A 17,153-nucleotide genomic window follows, 5' to 3' on the forward strand; every position below is an offset into this window, starting at 1 on the left:
GACCGGAACCGATGGCGAACCAATGCAGGAGGTTGGCGCGTTGGCGCACTTGTGGGACCGCGTTCGGCACCTATTGCCGGAACGCAACGTCATTGTGAGGGTGGACGCGCGGGTCCGATACCTCACCATCGGAACCGGGCTTCAGGTCAGTGTACTCGTTGCGCTTGCGACGCTTGTCGGCTGGATGTCGTACGCGACATTTGATCGGGAGCGGCGCGCGGACGTCATTGCCCAGCAGCAATCGACCATTGTCGATCTGGAACGGCAGCGCATGCGGCTGAACGGCATGCTGGCCGCCACGCAGGCACATTATTCCAATGCAACAACCGAAATAGAACGCCAGTACGGTGAGTTGCGCCGACTTCTTGCGACACGAAGTGAACTTGAAGGAGAGCTGACTCAGGCGCAGATCCGGTTGGCAGCAGTCGAGAACGACTACCGCCGGACACGCTCTGCATCCGCCGAACTGGATGACGAGGTCGCAGCCCTGAACCGACGCCTGAACGCGCGTCTCGCCGCGAGCCAGCTTGTCGAGCAGCGCCTGGTCGAGATGTCGGCGGCACTGGCGGGCGCCTCGAACGGCCTGCAACTGCAGACACATGCGCGGCGGGACCAGGCACAGCAGATCAGCGCCATGCAGTCGGCCCTGAATGAAACCACGGAAGGCATGATCGCCCTGCGCCAGCAGTTGAAGGATCGCGGGCGGCAGCTTGCCTCCACAGCCGACGCACGGGATCTGGCCATGTCGGAGGCCAGCAGGCTGGCCATCCAGCTTGGTGTCCTGCGCAACGATCTGGGCGATACCCGTCGCAGCAATGCCGACCTGCGTCGTCGGCTGGCCGCGACCGCTGATGCCCTGACCAACACCCATCAGGGCCAGGTCCTTGCCGAGCAGCGTGGCTCCGCCCTCGCCGGTCTGGTGGACAACCTGGAAATGCGTCTCGACGATGTGCGGCAGAACCAGCTCGTGCTGTTGCGGGGCGTGGGCGAGCGTGCGCGGCGGAACATCGGCACGCTGACCCGCACCCTGCAGCAGACTGGCCTGCCGCTGGACAAGCTGCTGGCCGCGGCACGCGATGACAGTCAGGGACAGGGTGGTCCGCAGATCGATGTGGCCATCGATGCGCCTGAGGACAGCTTCGAGCATGTGGTCGGCACGCTGGAGCAGGACCTCGCCCGTTGGGAAACCATGCAGGTGCTGCTGGAGCGTGTGCCCCTCGCCCGCCCGACGGTGGTCGGCTACATCTCCTCCAAGTTCGGCACGCGGAAGGACCCCATCAACGGTCGCCGGTCGGTGCACAAGGGCATCGACATAGCCGCGCCGCCACGGACACCGATCCATGCCACGGCACCCGGCATCGTGACATTCGCGGACTGGAACGGCGCCTATGGCCGGATGGTCGAGATCGACCATGGTGCCGGATTCATCACCCGTTACGGGCACTTGCGGTCGATCGACGTCAAAGTGGGTGACCGGGTCGCTTTCCATGATCAGGTAGGTAGAATGGGGTCGAGCGGTCGCAGTACCGGCAGCCACGTGCACTACGAGATCGAGTTCCAGGGGGAGCTTGTCGACCCGGAGCAATTCCTGAAGGCAGGACGCAATGTTTTCAAAGTCGAAGACGCCAAGGGCTGAGGCCGGTCGCAAGACCGAACCTTCGCCTCCTTCCATCATCAGTCGCGGCCTGGAGATCACAGGTGACATGGTCACGGATGGCGAGGTGCATATCGATGGCCGCGTCATCGGCGACATCAAGTGCGGCAAGCTGGTCGTCGGTACGGGTGCCGCGGTGGAGGGCGAGGTGCGGGCGAAGCACGTCGATATCCGGGGCCAGATCAGCGGACGCATTCATGGGGATGTCGTGACCCTTGCCAGCACGGCGCGGGTCGTTGGCGACATCTGGCATTCCTCCCTCGCCATGGAGGCGGGTGCCCATCTCGAAGGCCAGGTCCGCAAGGCGGATGGCAAGGGCATGATGGACGAGCCGCTGAAGGCCATTCTGCGCACGAAGCCCGATCAGGATCCGGCGCCGACCGTGAAACCGGTCAGCATCGACGGTGACCGGGTCGCCAGTGCGTCCTGATGATCGTCAGCAGCAACGCCTGATACCATGACCCAGAGTCCAGAAATCATCACCACCGTGCGCCAGTTGCGCGCGCGGGTCAGCGGTTGGCGGCAGTCCGGCGAGAGCGTCGGCATGGTTCCCACCATGGGCTTCCTGCATGACGGACACATGTCCCTGGTGCGCAATTCCCGCGCCCAGAACGACCGGACCGTGGTCTCCATCTTCGTCAATCCGAAGCAGTTCGACCGCGCCTCCGACCTGGAGGCCTATCCCCGCGACATGGATCGTGACGCAGCCATGCTGGCATCCGCCGGCGTCGATGCCATCTGGTCGCCGTTGCCGGACGAAATGTACCCGTCCGGGTTCGCCACCAGCGTGGAGGTTGCCGGCCTGACGGACTGTCTCTGCGGCGCGACGCGGGCCGGTCACTTCGGCGGAGTCGCCGTTGTCGTCACCAAGCTGCTGCTGCAGTGTCTGCCGGACCGGGCCTACTTCGGCCGCAAGGACTACCAGCAGCTGATGGTGGTACGGCGCATGGTCGAGGACCTGAACATCCCCGTCGATATTCGCGGCATCGACACGGTGCGGGAGGCGGATGGCCTCGCCATGTCATCGCGCAACTGGCATCTGACCGAGCCGGAGCGTGCCGTCGCGCCGCAGCTCTTCAGCATCCTGACGGACATTGCCGAGACCGCGGGACGTGGTGAGGATGTGCGCGGCTCCATCGACAAGGGGCTGAAGCGACTGGCGAAATCCGGGTTCGGCCAGGTGGACTATCTGGAAGTCCGCGACGCCGAGACGCTGGAACTCAGCCATCGGCCAAAACGTCCTGCACGCGCCTTCGCAGCCGTCTACCTCGGCAAGGCCCGCCTGATCGACAATGTACCGGTCGATACGCCGACCTGACGGACCTGCCGCCGCTCAGCGATAGACCAGCGATCCGTCCTCCAGATCAGCCTTCGGCAGGATGTCCTTCTCCGCGAAATAGTCATGCTCGAACAGCCACGGTTCGTGGTCACCCTGCTTCGGCATCCGGTCCAGGCTGCGGCTGACATAGCCGGGATTGAAGTTCTCGGGATCGATGAAGGGGCCGAGCTTCATGCCCTGATCCTGATCCCGCAGTTCCGGGGTCACGGACTTCGCGTCCTTCGCCGCCATATGGTTCAGCAACCGCGTCACGAAGGCGGAGATCAGATCCGCACGCAGGGTCCAGCTCGCCCGGAAGTAGCCGAAGACCCAGGCCATGTTCGGGAAGTCCGAATACATGAAGCCGCGCCAAGTGATCCGGTCGGCGAAGTTCATCGGCTTGCCGTCGATGGTGAAGGCAATGTCGCCCAGGATCGCCATGTTGAAGCCCGTCGCCGTGACGATGATGTCGGCCTCCAGCTCGTCCCCGGACTTCAGCCTGATGCCCGTCTCCGTGAACGTGTCGATCCGGTCGGTCACCACGGACGCCTTCCCCGACTTCAGCTTCTGGAACAGGTCCCCGTCCGGGATCAGCGCCAGCCGCTGCTGCCACGGGCGGTAGGACGGGGTGAAATGCTTGTCGATGTCGAAGTCGTCACCCAGATGCTCCCTCGCCATGGTCAGCAACTGCTGCTTCACCACCTCCGGCGTATGCACTGCTGCGGCAGTGATCATCCGCTGTTCCTTCAGGATGTTGCGGCGCACGATCTCGTGCGTCCACTCCTCCGGAATGTCCAGGCTGCGCAACTGCTCCGCCAGTTCGTTGACGTTCGGGCGGGCCGCGAAATAGGTCGGGGACCGTTGCAGCATCGTGATGTGCTCGCAATCGTCGGCCATGGCCGGGATCAGTGTCGCGGCGGTCGCGCCGGAGCCGATCACCACGACCTTCTTGCCCGTGTAGTCCAGATCCGCCGGCCAGCGCTGCGGGTGCACGATCTGCCCCTTGAAGTCCGCCATGCCGGGGAAGTCCGGCGTGTAGCCTTCCTGATGCTTGTAGTAGCCCTGGCACATCCAGAGGAAATTGCAGGTCATCTCCACGGTTTCACCCGTTTCGTGCTGCAGGACCTCCAGCGTCCAGGTCTGGGTCTCACTGGACCAGGTCGCGGTCCTGACCTGGCGCTGATAGCGGATGTGGCGGCGGATATCCTGCTCGTCCAGCACCTCGTTCAGGTAGCTCAGGATCTTGTCGGCCCGCGCGATGGGCTTGCCGTGCCAGGGCTTCCAGCCATAGCCGAAGGTGAACAGGTCACTGTCGGACCGGATGCCGGGATAGGTATGGGTCAGCCAGGTCCCGCCGAAGCTCTCCTGGTTCTCCAGCAGGGCAAAACTGCGTTCCGGGCAATGCTGCTGCAGATGGTAGGCGGCATCGATGCCGGAGATGCCGGCACCGACAATCAGTACATCGAAGTGTGTCGCTGCCTGATCTGCCTCATGCCGAGCCGCAACATTGACGTTCATGCCCAAATCCTCCCCAAGCTGGCCACAACAGACCGACGTTAACTGACCGCCGGTCTGTTACGTCCTTCATATTGCCTCAGCGCCCGTCTTGTCGACCTGCTTCGACCGCATAGTCGCTGACGGGAGCCGCCTTTTCGATCAGCCCCTGCGCCGCCAGAAATGCCGCGAAACGGGCATAGCGCCCGTGATCAAGCGCGGCGGGACGCAATGCGAAGCGAGGCAGCGTGTCGCGCCAGGCGCGGCGGTTCAGCTCATCGTCCAGGTCCGGGTTGGCGACAAGGAACAGTTCCCATGCACCTTTCGGGTCGTTGACCATGTACTGCACCGCTTCCTCGATCGCGGCGAGGAAGCGCACATGACGGGGGTCATCCACCGTATCCCGGTGCGAGACGACGATGAGTTCGTCATAGGCGGGCACACCCTCTGCCTCCACAAAGAAGGCACGGCCCGGCTTGCCGACAATGTCCATCTGGTTCAGCTCGAAATTGCGAAACGCACCGATCACCGCATCGACCTGACCAGAGTAGAGCGCAGGCGAGAGGGAGAAATTGACATTGATCAATTCGACGTCCGAAAGCGAAAGCCCGTGCGGAGCCAGCATCGCGGCCAGGATCGCATCCTCGAAGCCACCGACGGAGAAGCCGATCCGCTTGCCCTTCAGGTCGGCCAGCGATCGGATCGGCCCGTCGGCCAGAACGACGAGGCTGTTCAGCGGCGTCGCGACCAGCGTACCGATGCGCTTGAGCGGCAGCCCCTGCGCCACCTGGATATGCAGTTGCGGCTGGTAGGAGATGGCCAGCTCCGCCTGCCTGGCCGCAACCAGTTTCGGCGGATCGTTCGGATCAGCCGGGGCGATGAAGGTCACCTCCAGGTCGCGCCGTTCGAACGCGCCGATCTGTTGGGCGACATACAGGGGGCCATGGTCCGGGTTGACGAACCAGTCCAGCAGGACGGTCAGCTTGTCCGCCGCCCTGACAGGCAGGGCGGTTGCCGTCAGCAGCAGGGCTGACAGCATCAGGGGCAGAATTCTTTTCATGAGATATTCACTCCAGCGTTCTGAAAGGAAAGGGAATTCACTCATCTGGCAAAGCTGTCCGGCTGCCATGGCAGCGCCCTGCGCAACAGCGCATCGACGCTGAGCCAGAGCAGGACGGAAAACAGCGCCAGGACAAAGAGCGCGGCGAACAGCAGGTCGATCTGCATCCGTCCGTTGGCGTGCAGCATCAGGTAGCCGAGCCCGGCACTGGAGCCGACCCACTCCCCCACGACGGCCCCGATAGGCGCGACACCGGTCGCAACGCGCAGCCCGGATGCCAGCGCAGGCAGGGCGGCAGGAATGCGGACATGCAGCATCAGCGCGACCGTGCGCCGGAAAGGAGGCAGGGTGGCCGACATGATGCTGGCCAGATCGAGCATCCCCGGCTCCGTCCGCCGCAGGCCGTCGAGGAAGGCCGTTGTTACGGGGAAGAAGATGATCAGCACCGCCATGGCGACCTTCGACCAGAGACCGTAACCGAGCCAGAGCACCAGCAGCGGTGCCAGAGCGAAGACCGGCACGGCCTGACTGATGACCAGCAACGGCAGGCCAATGCGCCGCGCTGCCGGAATGGCGTGTATCAGGATCGCGGCGGCGACACCCAGCGTCGTGCCGATCAGCAGCCCCAGGACGATCTCCTGCGCGGTGGTGCCCAGATGGCGCAGGATCAGTTCATGCCGTGCGATCAGTGTCTCGATGACCGCAATCGGGCCGGGCAGCAGGAATGGCTCGATCCCGCTGACCTGGACGTAGCCCTGCCAGAGCCCCAGCAACACGAAGGTGGTGGCGACAGCGGTCAGCAGGCGGCTCATGCCATCTCCCCCAGCGCTTCCATCAACTGGCGCCAGTGATCCCGGGCGCTGTCGGTGTCGATGGCGCGTGGCGTCTGTCCGCCCGGTTCCAGGGTTCGGCTGATGGTCGCCGGATCACCGGTCATGACCGTGATCGCATGACTGATGCGGATCGCTTCCCACGGATCATGGGTCACCATCAGCACCGTGCGCCCGGCCAGCATTTCCGCGGCCAGATCCTGCAGGCGAAGCCGGGTGAGCGCATCCACGGCGGAGAAGGGTTCGTCCATCAGGACCAGCGGGCAGTCCTCCATCAGGGTCCGGGCAAGCGCCACCCGCTGCCGCATGCCGCCCGAGAGAGTTGCCGGTCGGGATTCAGCCGCCTCCGCCAGGCCGACCCGCGCCAGCATGGCAAGTCCCCTGTCCCGATCCGCGCGCTCTCCGCGCAGCCGCGACCCCAGCAGGACATTGTCCAGTGCGTTGAGCCAGGGCAGCAGCCCGTCCCCCTGCCCCATCAGTGCCACACGGCCCGCCAGCGGCTGGCCATCCGTCGCCTGCACCGTGCCCGGCCCGTCAATCAATCCGGCCACCCGTCGCAGCAGGGTCGACTTGCCGATCCCGCTCGGCCCCAGCAGACAGGTCGTGCTGCCCGCAGGCACATCCAGTGACAGGTCGCGCAGGATCGTACGCGCGCCATAGGCGACGGAAAGGTCGCGCAGCGCGAGGCCAAAGCCTTCGTCGGCAGATGCTTCTGGTGATGTGCCCGGCGGAACGCCCATGGGCCACGATCCCTCCCTACGCCGGTACCAACCGGATCAGGTTCAAGGGGTCGTGCGTCATGCACCTCTCAGCCACACTTGCGGCTCCCCCGGTTCGACGCACTATATAGGCAGAAGTCATCCTGTCGAGGGGAGCGGTTCGACGTGCGGGCAGACACGGTCTTCATCGGCAGCGAGATCTACCGGACCTCGCGCTACGGGCGGCGGCATCCACTGGCCATCCCCCGTGTCTCCACGGTGATGGACCTTTGCCGGGCGCTCGGCTGGCTGGATGACGACTGCTACATCGAAAGCCCGCTGGCGACCGTGGACCAGCTCTGCCGGTTCCACGATCCGGCCTATGTCACGGCGGTGATGCAGGCCGAGCGGACGCAGAAGGCAACACCGGAGCTGATCGCCAGGCACAACATCGGCAAGCTGGAGAACCCGGTCTATGGCGAGATCTTCCGCCGACCGGCCACCGCTGTCGGGGCCAGCCTGCTCGCCGCCGACCTGATTGCCGGCGACAGGGCACGGCGGGTTCACACGCCTGCGGGCGGCACCCATCACGGGCGTCCCGACCGCGCCTCCGGCTTCTGTTACTTCAACGATCCCGTGCTGGCGATCCTGCGACTGCAAGACCACGGCGTCGGACGTATCGCCTATGTGGACGTGGACGCGCACCATTGCGACGGGGTGGAGGATGCGACCCACGATGATCCCACCGTCCTGACGCTCTCCATCCACGAACATGGCCGCTGGCCGCATCGGGTGGAAACCCCGCACCGCCAGACGCCGACGGTGGGCAACTGGCCGCTGCCAAGGGGGTCCGGTGACAGCCTGTTCCGCAGCGTGTTCGAACAGGAACTGCTGCCCCGCGTCACGGCCTTCGCGCCGGATGTGGTGATCATGCAGTGCGGTGCCGACGCACTGGCCGATGATCCGCTGAGCCGCCTGGAGCTCTCCAACCGTGCCATCTGGCGGGCCGTGCGCTCCGTTGACCGGATTGCGCCAAGACTGATCGTGCTGGGCGGCGGCGGCTACAATCCCTGGTCGGTCGCGCGCTGCTGGACCGGTATCTGGGGTGCCCTGGCCGGGTTTGCGCGGCCATCGCGCCTGCCTGCCGGGGCGGAACGGATCCTGCGGGACCTCACATGGCATCGCCAGGCGGGCCGCAATCCGCCGGAGCACTGGTTCACGACCCTGGCCGACCAGCCGAACGACGGCCCTGACGGTCTGGCGGCACTTGCCACGGCCCTGCCGGGAATGGAAACCTCCTGACCATGCGAATCCTTCTCCGCCCCATCCTCCTGCTGCTGCTCCTGACCGTGGCGACCGTTGCCCCCGCTGCGGCACAGGATCTGAGCAGCCTGACTGTCGAGACCGCCGGCGGCGAACGGCGCTTCGCCGTGGAGCTTGCCGATGATGCGGCCAGCCGCCGTCGCGGCCTGATGTTCCGGCAGTCCATGCCACTCGACCACGGCATGTTGTTCGATTTCGAACGGGAACAGCCTCTCAGCTTCTGGATGAAGAACACCCCGCTGCCGCTCGACATCATCTTCATCGACCGGCGGGGCATCATCGTCCACATCCATCATCGCGCCGTCCCCTACGACGAGACCCCGATCCCCTCCATGAAACCCGCTTCAGCGGTGCTGGAGATCAACGGCGGCGTGGCCCGTGTGATCGGCATTGCCGAAGGCGACCAGGTCAGACACCGGATCTTTGGCAATCAGCCCGGCTGACCCCAGCCGAGTGCCTGGTCCAGCCGGTCCTGACCGAAGAACAGTTCCTCACCGACCAGGAAGCTCGGGGCGCCGAAGATGCCTGCGGCAATGGCTGTTTCGCCGTTCCGGCGCAATTGGCGCTTGATCTCCGCGGATTCGGCGGCCTGCTGCTGCACTTGGCCCGATGCGCCCGCGAGGGACGCGAGCACCACCGGGTCGGCGATATCCCGATCCTCCGCGAATGCGGCGCGAAAGACCTTTAGGGCAAATCCAGGATCATCGATCACGAGGGCGAGGCGCAGCGCCCGCAGGCTGTCGGGCGGGTATCTGCGCAGCCCCTCCCCGTACCAGCCGATCCCGAACCATGCACAGAGGCGCGCGAGATCACGCCACTTGTTGGCGCGTGCGGCGGCATTCATCGGCTGACGGTTGCCCGCGTCCGGGTCGTGGTGTGCGAAGACGGCGCCAAGCAGAAACGGGCGCCAGATGAACCGCGCCCTGTCCGCTTCCGGCAATCGGGCGATTCTCTCTGCCGCGACATAGGCATAGGGGCTGGCGAAGTCGTACCAGAATTCGATCCGGGATCGCCCGGCCCCCTGCCCCGCCGTCACCGCCGGTCAGCTGCCAGCGACGCGGCGGTCGATGCCTTTCCAATAGGGTTCGCGCAGATCCTTGCGGCGGATCTTGCCGACCGGTGACTTGGGCAGCGGATCCTTCTGGAACACGGCCTTCGAAGGCTTCTTGTAGGACCCCAGCCGCTCGACGCAGGTGCGGATCACGTCTTCCTCCGTCACCTCTGCCGTGCCGTCCAGCACGCAGATCGCCAGCGGGGTCTCGCCCCAGCGTTCGTGCGGCACGCCGAACACGGCAACCTCCACCACGCCCGGCAGGTCGGCGATGACGTTCTCCAGTTCCAGCGGCCAGATATTGAAGCCACCGGAGATGATCATGTCGTCGGAGCGGTCGAGGATGTAGAGGTAGCCGTTCCGGTCCAGCCGGCCGACATCGCCGGTCTTCACCCAGCCCCGCACGATGCGTTCCGCCGTCGCCTCCGGGTTGTTCCAGAAGCCGACCATCTGGCCGTCCGTCCGGGCCACGATCTCGCCCGGATCACCCAGCGGGACCGGATTGTTCTCCTCGTCCCAGATCTCGATCTCGGCAAAGGGCAGCGGCATGCCACAGGACCGGATGGGATTCGAGCCCTCCATCTCCGCAAACCACTGCCTTGGCCCCATCATGGACACCGGCAGCACCTCCGTCTGGCCATAGCCCTGATACAGCGCATCCTGGCCAAAGACATCGCGCGCCAGATAGGCGGTGGCATCCGAAATCGGCGCGGCAGCAACCAGAATGCACTTCAGGCTGGAATAGTCACGGTCCCGAGCCGTCGGGTCCTGCAGCATGGTGTTGAGCATGGTCGGCACGAAGAAGGCATAGGCGATGCCCTCCTCCGCGATCAGGTCCAACGTCTCGCCGGGGTGGAAGTGGTCCAGCAGCACGTTGCAGCCACCCGAGAGATAGACCGGCAGGTACTGGTAACCGGAACCATGGCTGATCGGGCCGACATGCAGGCACTTGTCCCCCGGCTCAACCGGCGGAAACAGGTAGAACCAGTCACGCCCCGCCGCAAGCCAGGCCTTGTGCGTATAGGCGACGCCCTTCGGCTTGCCGGTCGTGCCGCCGGTGTGGCGGATGATGAAATTGTCGTCGGGGTCGATCTCCACCTCCGGCATCACGTCCGACTGCGCCGCCAGCCAGTCCTCGTAGCCATCATCACGCACGATCACATGCTCAAGATCCGGCAGTTCATCGACGAAGCCGTCCATGTCGCTGGCATAGTGCGCAGCCACCAGCACGGCCTTGCAGTTGGTATGCCCAAGCATGTGCAGGTGCATCTCCCGCTTGTCACGGGCGTAGAGCGGCACGCGCACGACGCCCGCGATGGCGGCCCCGGCGAAGAAGTCCGCCGCCTCGATGGAATTGTCCTCCAGCACCCCGACCCGGTCGCCGGGCTTGACCCCCAGCGCGATCAGACCATTGGCCAGGCGGACCGCACGGTCCCAGGCCTCGGCAAAGGTCAGCCTGCGGTCACGCCAGACCACCGCTTCGCGATCCGCATAGAAGGTTGCCGCGCGGGCCATCAGCGTCCGGACATCCATCGTGTAACTCCTCCCCGGGTCATGTCGAATTCGGCCCGCAGTAAAGGCGGGTTTGGCTGTCGGTTGCAATAGGTTGCCTGGGTTACGGTCAACGTTTCATCGGCCCCGCAATTGCTATAACGTGCAAGCAACAAGAGGTGCGCATCTGCGCCCGGACGGAGGATTGTGAACATGGCCGATACCGCCCTGAGACCCGACAGCGAGACGCTCGACACCACGCTGGCGGCATTGAAGGACCTGCTTGGCGACCGCGTGACCACGGCCACGGCGGTGCGTGAACACCACGGCCATGACGAGAGCTATCATCATGGTTCCATGCCCGACGCGGTCTGTTTCGCCCACTCGACGGAGGAAGTGTCGGCCATCGTGAAGATCTGCGCCGCCAACGACGTGCCGATCATCGCCTATGGCACAGGCACTTCGCTGGAAGGCCACGTCATCCCGACCCGCGGCGGCGTGACGGTTGATCTGAGCCAGATGGATGCTGTCGTTGAGGTCAATCCCGAGGATCTGGACTGCACCGTGCAGGCCGGTGTCCGCCGCAAGCAGTTGAACGAGTACCTGCGCGACACCGGGCTGTTCTTCCCCATCGATCCGGGCGCGGACGCCTCCCTCGGCGGCATGGCGGCAACCCGGGCCTCCGGCACCAATGCCGTCCGGTACGGAACGATGCGGGAAAACGTGCTCGCCCTGACCTGCGTCATGGCCGACGGGCGCATCATCCGCACCAACCGCCGCGCCCGGAAATCCTCCGCCGGGTATGACCTGACCCGGCTGATGGTCGGGTCGGAGGGAACGCTCGGCATCATCACCGAGGTGACGCTGAGGCTCTATGGCATTCCGGAGGCCATTACCTCCGCCGTTGTGTCCTTCCCCGATCTGGAGGGCGCGGTGAACGCGGTCATCACCACGATCCAGTGCGGCATTCCGATTGCGCGCATCGAACTGCTGGATGACGTGCAGATGGACGCGATCAACCGTCATTCCGGTCTCGACTATCCCGTCATGTCGACCCTGTTCCTGGAGTTCCATGGCTCGGAAGCCAGCGTGGCCGAACAGGCCAGCAGCATGGGCGATATCTGCGGCGAGTTCGGCGGTGCCAACTTCCAGTGGACGTCCCAGGCGGAGGAGCGGACCAAGCTCTGGCAGGCCCGCCATGACGCGGCCTATTCGGCCAAGGCGCTGCGCAACAATTCCGTGCTGTGGGCGACGGACGTCTGCGTACCGATCTCCCGGCTGGCGGAATGCATCCTGGAGACCAAGAAGGACATCGTGGAATCGAAGCTGATCGCCCCGATTGTCGGCCATGTCGGCGACGGCAACTTCCACCTCGCCTTTGTCCTGGGTGAGGGTGACGAGGAGGAGTTCAAGCGCGCCGATGCCCTGAACGACCGCATGGTGGAGCGCGCCCTGTCCATGGGCGGCACCTGCACCGGCGAACATGGGGTCGGTACCGGCAAGATGAAGTTCCTGCAGGCGGAGCACGGCGATGCCATCAGCTTCATGCGCATGATCAAGAATGCGCTGGACCCGCAGAACATCATGAATCCGGGCAAGATCTTCACCGTCTGAGGAAACCGCGCACCCCATGACCGAACGCCTGATCATCGGCATGTCAGGGGCCAGCGGCGCGGCCTATGGCATCCGCCTGCTGGAGGTCCTGCGCGACCAGTCGGTGGAAACCCACCTGGTGATGAGCAAGGCCGCGGCCCTGACCATCAACGCGGAGACTGACCGGAGCGTCGATGCGGTGCGTGCGCTGGCCGACGTCAGCTATCCCGTGGGCGATGTCGGTGCCGGGATCGCCAGCGGGTCCTTCCGCACCAGGGGCATGGTCATCGCCCCCTGCTCCATCAAGACATTGTCGGAGGTGGCGAACTGTGCCGCCGGAAACCTGCTGGCGCGGGCCGCCGACGTGACGCTGAAGGAACGGCGGCGACTGGTGCTGATGGTGCGGGAAACCCCGCTGCATGCCGGTCACCTGCGGCTGATGAGCCAGGCGACCGAAGCCGGCGCGATCATCATGCCGCCGGTCCCGGCCTTCTATGCCCGGCCGTCGAGCCTGGATGAAATGGTGGATCACACCGTCGGGCGGGTACTGGACCTGTTCGACATCGACAGCGGCCTCGCCCACCGCTGGAAGGAGACGCCGGAAGGCTGATCAGATCCGCTCCAGGATCCGCCGGATCCGTGTCACCTTCTCACCCTTGCCGTGCAATGCTGGATACTCCGCCTCGATGGTCGCGTAATAGGCCTCCAGCGGCACCGAAACCGTCCGCATCAGGTCCCGTCGGCCCTCCCGCTCGAACAGCAACCCGCAGGCGCTGACAACAGCGTCATGACCATCGACCGGGGTCGTGGCGAGAATGTTGATCTGGTCCGCCATCATGCCGGGCACATCCATCTTCGCACGGCGCATCGCCAGCAGTGCGATCACCGCCCGTTCCCGGCCATCACCGGCCAGACGCAGCCGCTCCGTTTCCATGGCAATGGCGCGCTGCACCCCGTTCGTCAGTCCGCGCTGCACCAGCAGCGCGAACTCGCCCAGGAAATCCGTGTGCTCCGGGAACAGGTTCGTGCATTCGGTGCCGAGACGTTCGAGAAAGCCCAGCCTGAAGACCGCGCGTTTCAGGTCCCGGTCCAGCGCGTTCCAGTCGTCCTGGGTCAGCCCCGCGACCCCTGACAGCTCACCATTGCGCGACAGGCGCGGATCCTCGATCACCGGCGGGGGCAGATCACCACGCCCGCCGCAGGCCGCCAGCAGCAACAGCAGCCCGCCAAGTGTCAGCCCGCGCAAGCTCATGCCGCTTCCCGCCGCCGCAGCAGATGCATGCAGTCGAAGGTCAGGATCAGTTCATCATGCTGATTGAAGGTGTCGTGGCGCATGGTCAGCATGCCCCTGTCGGGCTTGCTGCGGGATGGCACGATCTTCGTGACCTCGCAGATCACATGGATTGTGTCACCGGGGCGCAGCGGCCGCGTCCAGCGCAGGTTGTCCAGGCCAGGTCCCCCCAGGGCCACGGGCTGCACCAGCTCCAGCCTGAAGAACAGGGCGAAGCTGAAGTTGAGGGTCTGCAATCCGCTGCCGATCAGACCGCCGAAATTGCTCTCCGCCGTCTTGTCGAGATTGATGTGAAACAGTTGCGTGTCGTACATCCGCGCGAACTGCAGGATCATCCCCTCCGTGATCGTCACGCGATCCGTGACGAACCTGTCCCCCAAAACGTAATCATCGAAATATCTGACCGGGCGCATGGGGCGAGCGTAACTGATGCCATGCACAATGGAAACGCGTTGCGGTCTTTCGGAACCGGCCAGATGCTCTACCTTGGGTGCTGCAACACTGCTGGGGAGCAAGACCATGATCGACGCCTACTACTGGCCGACACCGAACGGCTGGAAGATCTCCATCGCGCTGGAGGAAATGGAACTGGACTACAACGTCATTCCGATCAACATCGGTCGCGGTGCCCAGTTCGAACCGAAATTCCTGAAGATCAGCCCGAACAACAGGATGCCGGCAATTGTTGACAATGATCCTGAAGACGGCGGGGAACCTGTCTCCGTCTTCGAGACCGGGGCCATACTGGTGTATCTGGCAGAGAAGTCCGGCAGGTTCCTGCCCACCGACCTGCGCGGGCGCAAGACGGTCATGGAATGGCTGATGTGGCAGATGGGCGGCATGGGACCGATGTTCGGCCAGGCCGGGCACTTCCGCTTCTACGCGCCGGAACCCATTCCCTACGCGCGGGAGCGCTATGACAACGAGATGCATCGCCTCTACGGCGTCCTCGACCGTCGGCTGGAAGGGCGGGAATTCATCTGCGACGACTATTCTATCGCGGACATGGCCTGCTGGCCCTGGGTCATCACCTACAAGCGCCAGGAAGTGGACCTGGACCAGTTCCCCAACGTGAAGCGCTGGTACAAGGCACTGCAGCAGCGCCCGGCGCTGCGGCGCGGCTATGCTGTGGGGCAGGAGTTCGGCAAGCCCACCGGCAACTGGGACGAGGAAGCGCGCAGGAACCTCATCGCCCACCGCAACCCCGGCAAACCGGACTGAGCAGGGTCAGCCTTTCGACATTGGACCCCTGCAGGCGACGCAACTAAGGTCCGTCCGGTCGCACGTTGCACGGCTGGACGAGAACGGGAGAATGAAGATGACGGACAACATTCTGCGCACCGAGGATGCCTTGCGCGAAGTCTATGGCCATGCCTCCGGCCGGGCCGCGACGAAGGCGATCCCGTCACTGGACCCGCATTGCCGCCGTTTCATCGAGCTCTCGCCATTTCTCGTGATGGGCAGCGCGGCGAAGGATGGTCCGGCGGATGTCTCGCCGAAGGGCGACCTGCCGGGCTTCGTGCAGGTACTGGATGACCACACGCTGGTCATCCCGGATCGCCCCGGTAACCGGCGGATCGATTCGATGACCAACATTGTCGAGAACCCGCACGTGGCGCTGATCTTCATGATTCCGGGGATCAGCGAGACCCTGCGCGTCAACGGGCGTGCCCATGTCTCGGTGGATCCGGACCTGCTGCAGTCCATGGCGGTCAACGGCAAACCGGCGGTTTCGGCCATCGTGGTGCAGGTCGATGAGGCCTATCTGCACTGCGCCAAGGCCTTCATCCGCTCGAAGCTCTGGGATCCGTCGGTGCAGCAGGACCGCAAGGTGCTGCCACCACTGTCGAAGATGATCGCGGATCAGACCAACACGGTGATCGATGTGGAAGCATCCGAGAAACAGCTTGAGCAGGCCTATCGCGAAACGCTTTATTGAGCACACGACAACAGCATTCCGGGGAGGAAGAGCAAATGGCGGAAATCGGTTTCATCGGTGTCGGCAACATGGGGGGGCCGATGGCCCGCAACCTTCTGAAGGCCGGTCACGCGGTTACCTGCTTTGACCTGTCGGCAGACGCCGTGCAGGGCGTGGTGGCAGCGGGCGGCAAGGCCGCAGCCAGCGCACAGGAGGCCGCAACGGGCCGCGATGTCGTGGTCTCCATGCTGCCGAAGGGGGACCATGTCCGCGCCGCCTACCTGGGCGACAGCGGTGTCATTGCCGCGGCGAAGGCATCCGGATCGCTGCTGATCGACTGCTCCACGATCGACGTCTCGACCGCGCGCGAAGTCGCCGCGACAGCCGCTGCGTCGGGACTGGAGATGGTGGATGCGCCGGTTTCCGGCGGCGTCGGCGGCGCCGAGGGTGGCACGCTGACCTTCATGTGCGGCGCGACGGACGACGGCTTCGCGCGGGCGGAGCCGATCCTGTCGAAGATGGGGGCGAAGATCGTCCATGCCGGCGGGTCGGGCAATGGCCAGGCCGCGAAGATCTGCAACAACATGGTGCTCGGCATTTCCATGGCCGCAGCTAGCGAGGCCTTCGTGCTGGCGGAGAAGCTGGGGCTGGATCACCAGACCTTCTTCGACATCGTCTCCACCTCCTCCGGTTACTGCTGGTCGATCAATGTCTACTGCCCGGTTCCGGGTCCTGTGGAGACCAGCCCGGCCAACCGCGACTATCAGGCGGGCTTCACGGCGGAGAACATGCTGAAGGATCTGCGCCTGGCGGCGGCTGCGGCGGCCGACACCGGCACCGACACCCACATGGGTGCGGAGGCGGAGAAGCTCTATACCGCCTATGCCGAGCAGATGGCACAGGGGCCGAAGGACTTCTCCGGCATCATCAACATGGTGCGGCAGAACAGCAGCAAGTGAAGCCGGGCAGGCAGGGGGACCGTTCACCATGAACTACTGGCTGTTCAAGTCGGAGCCGAACACCTGGGGCTGGGATGATCAGGTCGCCCGTGGTGACAAGGGCGAACACTGGGACGGTGTCCGCAACTACCAGGCCTCCAACAACATGAAGGCCATGAAGGTCGGTGATCGCGGCTTCTTCTACCACTCGGTGAACGAGAAGCGGATCGTCGGCATCGTCGAGGTGATCCGGGAATACTACCCCGATCACACCGACCCGAAGGAACGCTTCGGCATGGTGGACGTGAAGGCGGTGCGCCCCTTCACGACCCCCGTGACGCTGGAAGATGTGAAGGCGGAGCCACGGCTGGCCGATCTGCCCCTGATCCGCCAGTCGCGCCTGTCGGTCATGCCGATCCCGAAGGAAGCCTGGGATCTGATCTGTCAGATGGGGCAGACCGAGCCCTGAGCACCGGAACCTGATGCCGTGTGTC

Annotated in this window: 19 protein-coding genes and 1 riboswitch; of the genes, 11 read left to right on the forward strand and 8 right to left on the reverse strand. The window is 64.7% G+C overall.

The features are described from left to right. Positions 1-184: 184 nt before the first annotated feature. Genes QGV55_RS09065 through panC form a run of 3 tightly spaced genes read left to right on the forward strand, consistent with a single transcriptional unit; the run spans position 185 to position 2,972 of the window. Positions 185-1,636 (forward strand): peptidoglycan DD-metalloendopeptidase family protein, encoded by a 1,452-nt coding sequence (locus tag QGV55_RS09065; protein WP_281017141.1) that lies wholly within the window; start codon positions 185-187, stop codon positions 1,634-1,636. Next, positions 1,605-2,084, forward strand: a complete 480-nt coding sequence (locus QGV55_RS09070; protein ID WP_281017140.1) for a polymer-forming cytoskeletal protein — start codon at positions 1,605-1,607, stop codon at positions 2,082-2,084. The genes QGV55_RS09065 and QGV55_RS09070 overlap by 32 nt, the downstream gene beginning before the upstream one ends. A 27-nt stretch (positions 2,085-2,111) precedes the next feature. Further along, positions 2,112-2,972 (forward strand): pantoate--beta-alanine ligase, encoded by an 861-nt coding sequence (gene panC, locus QGV55_RS09075; RefSeq protein ID WP_281017139.1) that lies wholly within the window; start codon positions 2,112-2,114, stop codon positions 2,970-2,972. Between the two features lie 15 nt (positions 2,973-2,987). On the opposite strand, the gene QGV55_RS09080 is transcribed toward panC, so the two are convergent. The 4 genes from QGV55_RS09080 to QGV55_RS09095 all read right to left on the reverse strand — a co-directional run bounded on the left by QGV55_RS09080 (position 2,988) and on the right by QGV55_RS09095 (position 7,096). Next, on the reverse strand, positions 2,988-4,490 hold the full coding sequence (locus QGV55_RS09080) for an NAD(P)/FAD-dependent oxidoreductase (RefSeq protein WP_281017138.1): 1,503 nt from the start codon (positions 4,488-4,490) through the stop codon (positions 2,988-2,990). Positions 4,491-4,566: 76 nt separating this feature from the next. Beyond that, positions 4,567-5,526 carry an ABC transporter substrate-binding protein gene (locus QGV55_RS09085; protein ID WP_281017137.1) on the reverse strand — a complete coding sequence of 320 codons (960 nt, stop codon included), beginning with the start codon at positions 5,524-5,526 and terminating at the stop codon, positions 4,567-4,569. Between the two features lie 41 nt (positions 5,527-5,567). Beyond that, on the reverse strand, positions 5,568-6,338 hold the full coding sequence (locus QGV55_RS09090) for an ABC transporter permease (RefSeq protein WP_281017136.1): 771 nt from the start codon (positions 6,336-6,338) through the stop codon (positions 5,568-5,570). Continuing rightward, complete coding sequence (locus QGV55_RS09095; protein WP_281017135.1) at positions 6,335-7,096, reverse strand: ABC transporter ATP-binding protein; 762 nt, start codon at positions 7,094-7,096, stop codon at positions 6,335-6,337. The genes QGV55_RS09090 and QGV55_RS09095 overlap by 4 nt, the downstream gene beginning before the upstream one ends. Beyond that, a riboswitch (TPP riboswitch) is annotated at positions 7,092-7,197 on the reverse strand. It overlaps the preceding gene by 5 nt. Positions 7,198-7,240: 43 nt before the next feature. On the opposite strand from QGV55_RS09095, the gene QGV55_RS09100 reads away from it, so the two are divergent. Continuing rightward, complete coding sequence (locus tag QGV55_RS09100) at positions 7,241-8,356, forward strand: acetoin utilization protein AcuC (protein ID WP_281017134.1); 1,116 nt, start codon at positions 7,241-7,243, stop codon at positions 8,354-8,356. 2 nt (positions 8,357-8,358) lie between these two features. After that, positions 8,359-8,820: a DUF192 domain-containing protein gene (locus QGV55_RS09105; RefSeq protein ID WP_281017133.1), complete on the forward strand. Its 462-nt coding sequence runs from the start codon at positions 8,359-8,361 to the stop codon at positions 8,818-8,820. On the opposite strand, the gene QGV55_RS09110 is transcribed toward QGV55_RS09105, so the two are convergent. Then, positions 8,808-9,413 (reverse strand): DsbA family protein, encoded by a 606-nt coding sequence (locus QGV55_RS09110; protein ID WP_281017132.1) that lies wholly within the window; start codon positions 9,411-9,413, stop codon positions 8,808-8,810. The genes QGV55_RS09105 and QGV55_RS09110 overlap by 13 nt on opposite strands. Positions 9,414-9,419: 6 nt before the next feature. Further along, positions 9,420-10,961: an AMP-binding protein gene (locus QGV55_RS09115; RefSeq protein ID WP_281017131.1), complete on the reverse strand. Its 1,542-nt coding sequence runs from the start codon at positions 10,959-10,961 to the stop codon at positions 9,420-9,422. A gap of 171 nt (positions 10,962-11,132) precedes the next feature. Here QGV55_RS09115 and QGV55_RS09120 point away from each other — a divergent pair, with 171 nt between their 5' ends. Both QGV55_RS09120 and QGV55_RS09125 read left to right on the forward strand, forming a co-directional pair. Next, positions 11,133-12,533, forward strand: a complete 1,401-nt coding sequence (locus QGV55_RS09120) for an FAD-linked oxidase C-terminal domain-containing protein (RefSeq protein WP_281017130.1) — start codon at positions 11,133-11,135, stop codon at positions 12,531-12,533. A gap of 16 nt (positions 12,534-12,549) precedes the next feature. Next, positions 12,550-13,122 carry a UbiX family flavin prenyltransferase gene (locus tag QGV55_RS09125; protein WP_281017129.1) on the forward strand — a complete coding sequence of 191 codons (573 nt, stop codon included), beginning with the start codon at positions 12,550-12,552 and terminating at the stop codon, positions 13,120-13,122. Here the strand turns inward: QGV55_RS09125 and QGV55_RS09130 are convergent, their stop codons facing one another. Together QGV55_RS09130 and QGV55_RS09135 are read right to left on the reverse strand one after the other, a co-directional pair. Then, positions 13,123-13,764 (reverse strand): hypothetical protein, encoded by a 642-nt coding sequence (locus QGV55_RS09130; RefSeq protein WP_281017128.1) that lies wholly within the window; start codon positions 13,762-13,764, stop codon positions 13,123-13,125. It abuts the gene before it with no gap. Beyond that, positions 13,761-14,183: a MaoC/PaaZ C-terminal domain-containing protein gene (locus tag QGV55_RS09135; RefSeq protein WP_281017127.1), complete on the reverse strand. Its 423-nt coding sequence runs from the start codon at positions 14,181-14,183 to the stop codon at positions 13,761-13,763. Before QGV55_RS09135 ends, QGV55_RS09130 begins: the two co-directional genes overlap by 4 nt. A 139-nt stretch (positions 14,184-14,322) precedes the next feature. On the opposite strand from QGV55_RS09135, the gene QGV55_RS09140 reads away from it, so the two are divergent. From QGV55_RS09140 to QGV55_RS09155, 4 genes are all read left to right on the forward strand, one after another. Continuing rightward, positions 14,323-15,024, forward strand: coding sequence for a glutathione S-transferase N-terminal domain-containing protein (locus QGV55_RS09140; RefSeq protein WP_281017126.1), 702 nt, complete (start codon positions 14,323-14,325; stop codon positions 15,022-15,024). A 97-nt stretch (positions 15,025-15,121) separates the two neighbouring features. After that, complete coding sequence (locus QGV55_RS09145; protein WP_281017125.1) at positions 15,122-15,742, forward strand: pyridoxamine 5'-phosphate oxidase family protein; 621 nt, start codon at positions 15,122-15,124, stop codon at positions 15,740-15,742. A 35-nt stretch (positions 15,743-15,777) separates the two neighbouring features. Then, the gene (mmsB, locus tag QGV55_RS09150; protein WP_281017124.1) at positions 15,778-16,680 is read left to right on the forward strand and encodes a 3-hydroxyisobutyrate dehydrogenase; all 903 of its coding nucleotides are present in this window, start codon (positions 15,778-15,780) and stop codon (positions 16,678-16,680) included. A 28-nt stretch (positions 16,681-16,708) separates the two neighbouring features. Beyond that, positions 16,709-17,128: an EVE domain-containing protein gene (locus QGV55_RS09155; protein WP_281017123.1), complete on the forward strand. Its 420-nt coding sequence runs from the start codon at positions 16,709-16,711 to the stop codon at positions 17,126-17,128. Positions 17,129-17,153: the final 25 nt, after the last annotated feature.

This window comes from Minwuia sp. IMCC3009, assembly GCF_029909415.1.
GTDB lineage: Bacteria > Pseudomonadota > Alphaproteobacteria > Minwuiales > Minwuiaceae > Minwuia.

Coding starts and splice junctions, on each gene's coding strand:
- QGV55_RS09065 (WP_281017141.1), top strand. CDS start 185: ATGTCGTACGCGACATTTGATCGGGAGCGGCGCGCGGACGTCATTGCC.
- QGV55_RS09070 (WP_281017140.1), top strand. CDS start 1,605: ATGTTTTCAAAGTCGAAGACGCCAAGGGCTGAGGCCGGTCGCAAGACC.
- panC (WP_281017139.1), top strand. CDS start 2,112: ATGACCCAGAGTCCAGAAATCATCACCACCGTGCGCCAGTTGCGCGCG.
- QGV55_RS09080 (WP_281017138.1), bottom strand. CDS start 4,490: ATGAACGTCAATGTTGCGGCTCGGCATGAGGCAGATCAGGCAGCGACA.
- QGV55_RS09085 (WP_281017137.1), bottom strand. CDS start 5,526: ATGAAAAGAATTCTGCCCCTGATGCTGTCAGCCCTGCTGCTGACGGCA.
- QGV55_RS09090 (WP_281017136.1), bottom strand. CDS start 6,338: ATGAGCCGCCTGCTGACCGCTGTCGCCACCACCTTCGTGTTGCTGGGG.
- QGV55_RS09095 (WP_281017135.1), bottom strand. CDS start 7,096: ATGGGCGTTCCGCCGGGCACATCACCAGAAGCATCTGCCGACGAAGGC.
- QGV55_RS09105 (WP_281017133.1), top strand. CDS start 8,359: ATGCGAATCCTTCTCCGCCCCATCCTCCTGCTGCTGCTCCTGACCGTG.
- QGV55_RS09115 (WP_281017131.1), bottom strand. CDS start 10,961: ATGGATGTCCGGACGCTGATGGCCCGCGCGGCAACCTTCTATGCGGAT.
- QGV55_RS09120 (WP_281017130.1), top strand. CDS start 11,133: ATGGCCGATACCGCCCTGAGACCCGACAGCGAGACGCTCGACACCACG.
- QGV55_RS09125 (WP_281017129.1), top strand. CDS start 12,550: ATGACCGAACGCCTGATCATCGGCATGTCAGGGGCCAGCGGCGCGGCC.
- QGV55_RS09130 (WP_281017128.1), bottom strand. CDS start 13,764: ATGAGCTTGCGCGGGCTGACACTTGGCGGGCTGCTGTTGCTGCTGGCG.
- QGV55_RS09140 (WP_281017126.1), top strand. CDS start 14,323: ATGATCGACGCCTACTACTGGCCGACACCGAACGGCTGGAAGATCTCC.
- QGV55_RS09145 (WP_281017125.1), top strand. CDS start 15,122: ATGACGGACAACATTCTGCGCACCGAGGATGCCTTGCGCGAAGTCTAT.
- mmsB (WP_281017124.1), top strand. CDS start 15,778: ATGGCGGAAATCGGTTTCATCGGTGTCGGCAACATGGGGGGGCCGATG.
- QGV55_RS09155 (WP_281017123.1), top strand. CDS start 16,709: ATGAACTACTGGCTGTTCAAGTCGGAGCCGAACACCTGGGGCTGGGAT.